This window comes from Pseudomonas baetica (genome assembly GCF_051216495.1).
In the GTDB taxonomy this organism is placed as follows: Bacteria; Pseudomonadota; Gammaproteobacteria; order Pseudomonadales; family Pseudomonadaceae; genus Aquipseudomonas; species Aquipseudomonas baetica_B.
The window spans coordinates 1-7,926 of the sequence record NZ_JBPKAM010000173.1; the positions used below are offsets into that span (position 1 = coordinate 1).

The following is a 7,926-nucleotide window of genomic DNA, read 5'->3' on the forward strand; positions in this document are numbered from 1 at the left end:
CCCCCCCCCTCCTCCCCCCCCCCCCCCCCCCCCCCCCCCCCCCCCCCCCCCCCCCCCCCCCCCCCCCCCCCCACAAGGTGTAGTGTCAGCAGCTTAGCGCTCGATACTGCGATTCCACCGCGCATTCCACGCCGGACGTTGTTCGTTGACCTGGTCCCAATCCACCGCAATCGCCGTCTGTAGATATTGCTTCATCGCCTCGACCTGTCCGCGGGTGCGGTCGGTGGTCGGGGTGTTGGGGTTGGACGGGATCTGGTCGCCATCTTCGAGGGCGGCGGCCTGGGCTTCGGGAGTCAACAGGAAGGCGGCGAGTTTTTGTGCCAGTTCCGGTTGGGTGTTGTTGGCGATGGCGCATTCGGCAACGTTGAGCACCACGGCGCCTTCTTTCGGTTGCGCGTATTCCACCGGCATGCCCTTGAGCTTCAACGCTGTGACCTGGGTCGGGGTCAGCGGGAACAAGGCAGCTTCGTCGGTCTGGAGCATTTCGGAAATCTTCGCCGAGCTCGGAATGTACTCCAGCACGTTACGCCCGACGCTGTTCGGCCAAGCCTTGAACCCCGGTTCGACATCGGTTTCGCTGCCGCCCTGGATGCGGTTGAACATCAGGAAACCATGCAGGCCGAAAGTGGAGGAAGCCATCGACTGGAACACCAGTTTGTCCTTGAAACGCGGGTCGGCCATGTCCATCCACGAGGTCGGCGCGCTCCAGCCTTTCTCCTTGAACAGGCGGGTATTGTAGGCCAACCCGGTGACACCGAGGCTGACGGCCACCGCCTGTTCCTTGATCCGTCCCTTGGCGGGAATCTGCGCCAGGGTCGGGTTGTCTTCGAGTTTGTCGCACAGGCCCATGGCGATGGCGCGGTACATGATGCCGTCGTCGAGGAACATCACGTGCATCTGCGGGTTGCCCTTGCTGGCCTGGACCTTGGCCAGGATGTCGGCGGAGGTGCCGGGCACGATCACCACCTTGACGTTGTTGGCCTTTTCGAAGGCCGGCAACACCTTGTCGGCGTACAGCCGCTCCATGGTCCCGCCGTTCATGCCCAGGTAAAGCGTCGGCTCGGCATGGGCCTGACTGACCGTGAGCAGGGCGCTCATGCAGGACAAACCGAGCAGAGCAGTGCGTTTGATGTTTTTCATTGGCGCGACCTTCCTCTATCAAGCTACGGAGATGGAGTGAAACCGGGTGATGGAAAACGCATCCAGCGGCGTCTTTGACGCGCCGCTACAGATGATCTCGGTGAGCGCCTGGCCCACCGCCGGGCCGATCTGGAAGCCCGCACCGGCAAAGCCGAACGCATGCAACAGACCTGGCTGGGTACGGCTGTGGCCGATCACCGGTTGGCGATCAGGCAGATAACCTTCGGTGCCGCTCCAGGTCCGAATGGCCTGGGCGCCTTCAAGGAACGGATAGAGCTCGACGGCCTGGCGCAGGATTTCCAGCACGGCGCCTTGACCGGGGCGGGCGCGGGCATTGTCGAGGGCAAAGCCCTGGCCGCCGCCCAGCACGCAATTGCCGCGCGCGACCTGGCGGGCATAGATGCCGCCGCCCTCGACGCCGGTGCTGGCATCCATCACAAGCGGCAACGGCTCGGTGACCAGCATCGCCGGGTGTCCGGAATGCATCGGCACTGGCTCGCCGAATTGCGCGGCCAGGCTACCGGCCCAGGCTCCGGCGCAATTCAACAACCAGGGCGCGTGCAGCTCCAGGCCGGTTTGCGTGCGCACGCGAAAGCGCTGACCGTCGTGCTCCACGGCCGTGACCGCGCATTGTTCGTGCACCTGCACACCGTGGCGCCGCGCCGCTTGGGCGAACGCCGGGGACACCAGGCGCGGGTTCGCGTGACCGTCATCCGGGCAATACGAGGCGCCCACTGCGACATCGCCGACCCATGGGAATCGTGCGCGCAATTCGGTGCGGTCGAGCATTTGCAAATCGAGGCCGAAGCCCTGGCTGCTGGCGGCGTAGTCTTGCAGGGCACGCAAATCGTCGGGGCTGCGGGCCAGCTTCAGGTGACCGCTGCGTTGGTACTCGCCGTCGATGCCGATCAACTGCGGCAGCTGTGCCCAGATAGCGTGGGAGCGTTGCGACAGCGGCAGTTGCGATAGGGGGCGTCCCTGACGGCGCACGCCTCCATAGTTCACGCCGCTGGAATGCGAACCGCAAAAGTCCCGCTCCAGCAGCGTCACGCGGCGGCCGGCCTTGCCGAGAAACAGCGCGGCCGAAGCACCGACGATACCGCCGCCGATGATCACTGCGTCGACTTCAATCATGCGTCGATCTCCAGGCCAAAGGGCAACGGCTTGATCGGTGCCTGGGCTCGCAGCCGGCCGATCTCGGACACGGCGCGCTGACTCTCGCAAGCAATGATTTCCGCGGCGGCGGCGCCGCACATTCGACCCTGGCAACGGCCCATGCCGACCCGGCAGTGGGCCTTGACCCGATTGATTTCCCAGTGGCCTTCGCGCACCACCTGGCGAATGTCGCCGGCGCGGACTTCTTCACAGCGGCAGATCATCACTTCATCGGCGATCCCGGCGGCCCAGTTCTGGGGAAAGGCAAAGGCGCGTTCCAGACCCTGGCGAAAATCGCCGATGCGTTGCAGCGCCTGTTCCAACTGATCGGTACGTTCTGCCCGGATCAAGCAACCCATATCTTCCAGCAGCGCCAAGGCAGCACGCTCGCCGGCCATTTCCGCGGCGTCGGCGCCCATGATCCCGGCGCCATCACCGGCCAGGTACACCTCGGCGACACTGCTGCGTCCGGCACGGTCCCGGCGTGGCAACCAGGCGCGGTTGAGAGGGTTCCAGGCGAATTCGCAGCCGAGCAGGTCGGCTAGCTGGGTTTCGCTGCGCAGGCCGTGGGCGAAGGCGACGGCATCGCAGTCCAGTCGGTGCTGGTTTTTTGCGTCGCACCAGGACAGCGCTTGTACGCGGTCTGTGCCCTCGACGCGTTTGAGGGTTGCCCCTTGATGCACCGGGATGCCATGGGCGGTGAGCCAGCCGCGGTAATAGATGCCTTTGGCCAGTGTGGCCGGTTGTGCCAGCAGGCCGGGCAGGGCGCGGGCCTGGGCGCTGAAGGGCGAGCTGTCGAGCACCGCGATCACCTTCGCCCCAGCCTTGGCGTACTGATAGGCGACCAGATACAGCAACGGTCCGCTGCCGGCGAACACCACGCGCTCGCCGATGGCGCAGCCCTGGAACTTCAGGGCGATCTGCGCAGCGCCGAGGCTGTAGGCGCCAGGAAGCGTCCAACCAGGCACAGGAAGAATGCGATCGGTGGCGCCGGTGGCGACGATCACCCGGGAAAATTCCAGTCGCGCGGCACGCCCGTCGTGCAAGGTGTCGAGGGCACCGTCCTCGGCGTTCCACACCAGCGTGTCGGGGCGGTAATCGATCTGTTCGCGCAGTGTGTCGATGGTCTGGTGCAGGGCGTTGGCCTTGCGCGCTTCGAAGCCATACAGCTTGACCGGCGAGCGCTTGAAATTGGCCGGCTGACGCCGATAGATCTGACCGCCACCGTGTGCGGCCTCGTCCAGCAACACCGGGATGACACCGTGGCTCACCAGCGTCTGCGCTGCACGAATACCGGCCGGGCCAGCGCCGATAACAACGACGGGCTTCATATCCGACCCCCTGTGGGAGCGGGCTTGCTCGCGAAGACGGCGGCACAGTCGACATCTACGGCGACTGAAAGAGTGCTTTCGCGAGCCGACTCGCTCCCACAGGGGATTGGGTTTCTGCAGATGGAGTGCAAGTTCATATCGTTCGCCCCGGTTCACGGCTGATGTGTTGTCCGGCTTCGAGCAAGGTCGAGCAGGCACGGACGCGGCGGCCGTCGCCCAGGCGCACCCAGCAGTCCTGGCAGGCGCCCATCAGGCAGAAACCGGCGCGGGGTTCGGCGTTGAAGTCGCTGCCGCGCAGGTGTTCACTTGAGGTCAGCACCGCCGTCAGCACGGTGTCGCCCAGCAGGCCGCGGGCCGGTTGACCGTCGAGGGTAAAGTCCAGGGCCGGGCGGTCGCCTTCGGCCAGTCGTTTCAGCAGAGCCATGGCGCCCTCATTGTTTGCCCACCAGGACCCGATCCAGGCCATACACCCGATCGAGCAGAATCATGGTCAGCGCCGTCAGCGCGATCACCAATGCCGACACCGCCGCCATCATCGGATCGATGGATTCGGTGGCGTAGACGTACATGCGCACCGGCAGGGTTTGCGTGGCCGGCGAGGTGACGAAGATCGACAGCGTGACCTCGTCGAAACTGTTGATGAACGCCAACAACCAGCCCCCGGCGACCCCCGGCAGGATCATCGGCAGGGTGATCTGGCGAAACAGCGTGAAGCGCCCGGCCCCCAGGGATTGCGCGGCGTGTTCGGCACTGCGGTCCAGGCCGATGGCCGAGGCCAGCACCAGTCGCAGCACGTACGGCGTGATCACCAGCACATGGGCGAAGATCAGCCAGGCGAAGCTGCCGTTGACGCCCATCAGGGCAAACAGACGCAACAACGCCACCCCTAGTACCAGGTGCGGGATGATGATTGGCGACAGAAACAGGCCGTTGAAGAAATCCCGGCCGGGGAATTCGAAGCGGGTGATCGCCAGCGCCGCCGGCACTGCAATCAGTGTTGCCAGCGAGGCCGCGCTGAAGGCGAGGATCAGGCTGTTGTAGAACGCATCGACAAAGTCGGCACGCTCGAACACCGCCCGGAACCAGCGCAGGGAAAAATCAGTGGTTGGCAGGCTCAGGGTGTTTTCCGGGGTGAAGGCGACAAGGCACACCACCACCAGTGGCGCGAGCATGAACAGCACCACCAGGGCATGAAACAGCAGGGCGAAAGGACCGTTCCTGGACATGGCGAATTATCCCAATGACTTCTTGTAGCGGCCTTCGATCATGCGGTTCCACGACAGCATGATCAGCAGGTTGATGAGCAACAGAGCGACGGCGATGGCAGCACCCATGGGCCAGTTGAGTTCCGACAGGTACTGGTCGTAGATCAATGTGGCGACCATCTTCAGGCGACGCCCGCCGAGCAGGCCGGGGATGGCGAAGGAACTGGCGGCGAGGCCGAACACGATCAGGGTCCCGGACAGGATTCCGGGCATGATCTGCGGCAATACGACCTGACGGATCACCGTGAAGTGGCTGGCGCCCAGCGATAACGCAGCCTGCGGGCCTGCCGGATCGAGCTTCTGCAACGAGGTCCAGACCGGAATGATCATGAACGGCAGCATCACGTGCACCAGCGCAATTACCACGGCGAACGGCGTGTAGAGCAGCTTCATCGGCGAGCCACCAAGGGCCTGCAGAACCTGATTGACCAGGCCGTCGGCACCGAGCAACAGGCTCCAGCCGAAGGCGCGCACCACCACCGAAATCAGCAACGGGGTGAGGATCAGGATCAGGAAGATCGAACGCCACGGGGTGCCCATGCGGCTGAGAATGTAGGCCTCGGGCACACCGATCAGCACGCAGAGCACCGTGGTCAGCGCGCTGATCCACAGGGTGCGCAGGAAAATTTCGTAGAAGTACGGATCGCCCAGCAGGCTGCCGTAATGTTCGGCGGTGTAGGCGTCGGCGTTGATGCCCGAGCCGTAGTCAAACACGTTGAATGACAGCACCAGGGTCAGCAACAGCGGTATTACCAGCAGGCTGACGTAAAGCGCCAGGGCTGGTGCCGACAGCCAGTAACCCTGGCGTCCCTGGCGAATGGCGGCGAGGGTACTCATGCTGCCACCTCGTCGACACTCAGCACCCGCAACAGCGCCGCGTCCCAATCCAGGCCGACCGCCGTACCTTCGCTTAGCGGTGCGGAGCCATCGTTGCGGCGCACCACGCAGAGTTCTCCGAGGCTCGTCGACACACCGTACAGCCATTGGCTACCGAGGAAGAAGCGGCTGCTGATTTTGCCTTGCAGGCGACCAACCCCCGCCTCGCGCAAATCGATTTTTTCCGGGCGCAGGCTTAGGGTCAGTTCACCGGCGCCATAGGTGCACACCTGGACGACGCCCGCGGTGTCCCGCTCACCGGGCAGCAGATTGGCCTTGCCGACGAAGCCGGAAATGAACTCTGTGCGCGGGTGTTCGTAGAGGGTGTAGGGCGCGTCGATCTGGGTGATGCGCCCGGCTTGCATCACCACCACGCGGTCGCTGATCGACAGGGCTTCAGACTGGTCGTGGGTGACCATCAGCGTGGTGATGCCCACTTCGCGCTGGATGCGGCGGATCTCGAATTGCATCTCTTCGCGCAGGTTGGCGTCGAGGTTGGACAGCGGTTCATCGAGCAGCAGCACCGGCGGCTGGATCACCAGCGCCCGGGCCAAAGCGACGCGTTGGCGCTGGCCACCGGATAGTTCCCGTGGGTAGCGTTCGGCGTGCTGGTGCAGGCGCACCAGTTTCAGTACCCGCTCGACGCGCTGCTGGATCTCGGCATTCGGCACCTTGCGCATGCGCAGGCCGAAGGCGACGTTGTCCTTGACGGTCATGTGCGGGAACAGCGCATAACTCTGGAATACCACGCCCAGTCCACGGCTGGCGGGCTTGGCGTGGGTGATGTCGCGACCGTCCAGCACGATTCGCCCGCTGCTGACTTCGACGAAGCCGGCGATCATTTGCAGGGTGGTGGTCTTGCCGCATCCGGAGGGGCCGAGCAGGGAAACGAATTCACCTTTCTCGACCGAGAGGTCGGTGGCGACCACGGCGTCGATTTCACCGTAGCGCTTGCCGAGTTTCTGAAGTTGCAAAAAAGCCATGACTGCGCCTCCACCTGAGATTGTTATGCGCAGCCTGTGGGCGCGCTTTTTTGTATGGGCAGATACGAAAAAATGTTTGCGGGGTGCGTTGGCGCTCGACGTGAGTCGGCTGCCGCTGTTGTTCGAATCGCCCCGGTCTGGACGCAGATTAGGGCGAAGACTAGGATGGGCTCAATGGCCTATTTCACTGAATCGATGACTATTTTCAGTTTTATTCGGTGAATAAATTAATTATCGAGAAAATCAATGTCAGATTCCATTGAGCGGAATGAAAACAAAAATGAAGTCGGTGTCGGCGCCGTCTCAAGGTTGTTCGCGGTGCTGCGAGCATTGGGCGATACCATCGAAGGCGGCGAGCGGGTGACGCAACTTGCGCAACAAATCGGTTTGTCGCAGCCCACTACGCACCGCTTGCTGCGCAGCCTGATGGACGAGGGCATGGTCGAGCAGGACGCGCGCAGCAAACGCTATCGCCTGAGCCTGGATTTTTTCGCCCTGGCTGCTCGGGCGGGCAACAGTGGCAACCTGCGCGAACTGGTGCGCCCGTCGCTGCTGCGGCTATCGGCGTCGCTGGGGGATTCGCTGTTTCTACTGGCACGCAGCGGTTTCGATGCGATCTGCCTGGATCGTAGTGAAGGGCCGTTTCCGATCCGCACCTTCACCGGTGACATTGGCGGGCGGGTGGCGCTGGGCGTGGGGCAGGGCAGTCTGGCGATCCTGGCATTTCTGCCGGAAGAAGAGCGCGACACGGTAATTCACTACAACTTGCCGCGACTCAAGGATTTCCATCTGTATGACGAGGTCTTCCTGCGCTCGGAAGTCGAGAATGTGCGCAAGCTCGGCTACGCCGGGCGCAACACCGGCGTGTTGCAGGGCATGGCCGGGGTGGCGGTGCCGATTCTCGATCGCGAAGGCCGGGCGGTGGCGGCCTTGAGTGTGGCGACCGTGACGGATCGGCTGGGGCCGGATCGCTTGCCGACGGTGGTGGAGATGCTCAAGCGCGAAGCGGCGTTGATCGGGCCGCGGATCAATCCATTTGATCCGTTGTTGCGGCGGCCTTCGCAGGTGTTTGGGCAGACCTGAAACCACCACTGACCCCTTGTGGGGGGGGGGGGGGGGGGGGGGGGGGGGGGGGGGGGGGGGGGGGGGAGGGGGGGGGGGAGGAGGGGGGGGGGG

8 protein-coding genes are annotated in these 7,926 nt (G+C 64.1%); 1 reads left to right on the top strand and 7 read right to left on the bottom strand.

Translation table 11 applies throughout. The features are described 5' to 3' along the window. Positions 1-93: 93 nt before the first annotated feature. The 7 genes from ACSFE6_RS30135 to ACSFE6_RS30165 form a co-directional block, all read right to left on the bottom strand. Complete coding sequence (locus ACSFE6_RS30135) at positions 94-1,140, bottom strand: ABC transporter substrate-binding protein (protein ID WP_435431021.1); 1,047 nt, start codon at positions 1,138-1,140, stop codon at positions 94-96. Positions 1,141-1,158: 18 nt separating this feature from the next. Further along, a complete protein-coding gene (locus ACSFE6_RS30140; RefSeq protein ID WP_435431022.1) occupies positions 1,159-2,274 on the bottom strand; it encodes an NAD(P)/FAD-dependent oxidoreductase in 1,116 nt (371 codons plus the stop codon). Beyond that, the gene (locus tag ACSFE6_RS30145; RefSeq protein WP_435431023.1) at positions 2,271-3,626 is read right to left on the bottom strand and encodes an FAD-dependent oxidoreductase; all 1,356 of its coding nucleotides are present in this window, start codon (positions 3,624-3,626) and stop codon (positions 2,271-2,273) included. The genes ACSFE6_RS30140 and ACSFE6_RS30145 overlap by 4 nt, the downstream gene beginning before the upstream one ends. Before the next feature lie 133 nt (positions 3,627-3,759). Beyond that, a complete protein-coding gene (locus ACSFE6_RS30150) occupies positions 3,760-4,050 on the bottom strand; it encodes a (2Fe-2S)-binding protein (RefSeq protein WP_435431024.1) in 291 nt (96 codons plus the stop codon). Between the two features lie 7 nt (positions 4,051-4,057). Then, positions 4,058-4,852 (bottom strand): ABC transporter permease, encoded by a 795-nt coding sequence (locus ACSFE6_RS30155; RefSeq protein ID WP_435431025.1) that lies wholly within the window; start codon positions 4,850-4,852, stop codon positions 4,058-4,060. A 6-nt stretch (positions 4,853-4,858) separates the two neighbouring features. Continuing rightward, on the bottom strand, positions 4,859-5,728 hold the full coding sequence (locus ACSFE6_RS30160; RefSeq protein ID WP_435431026.1) for an ABC transporter permease: 870 nt from the start codon (positions 5,726-5,728) through the stop codon (positions 4,859-4,861). Beyond that, entirely contained in the window at positions 5,725-6,750 is a 1,026-nt protein-coding gene (locus ACSFE6_RS30165; protein ID WP_435431027.1) for an ABC transporter ATP-binding protein, read from the bottom strand. Before ACSFE6_RS30165 ends, ACSFE6_RS30160 begins: the two co-directional genes overlap by 4 nt. Positions 6,751-6,996: 246 nt before the next feature. Between ACSFE6_RS30165 and ACSFE6_RS30170 the strand changes: the two genes are divergently transcribed. Beyond that, entirely contained in the window at positions 6,997-7,833 is an 837-nt protein-coding gene (locus ACSFE6_RS30170) for an IclR family transcriptional regulator (protein WP_435431028.1), read from the top strand. Positions 7,834-7,926 lie beyond the last annotated feature (93 nt).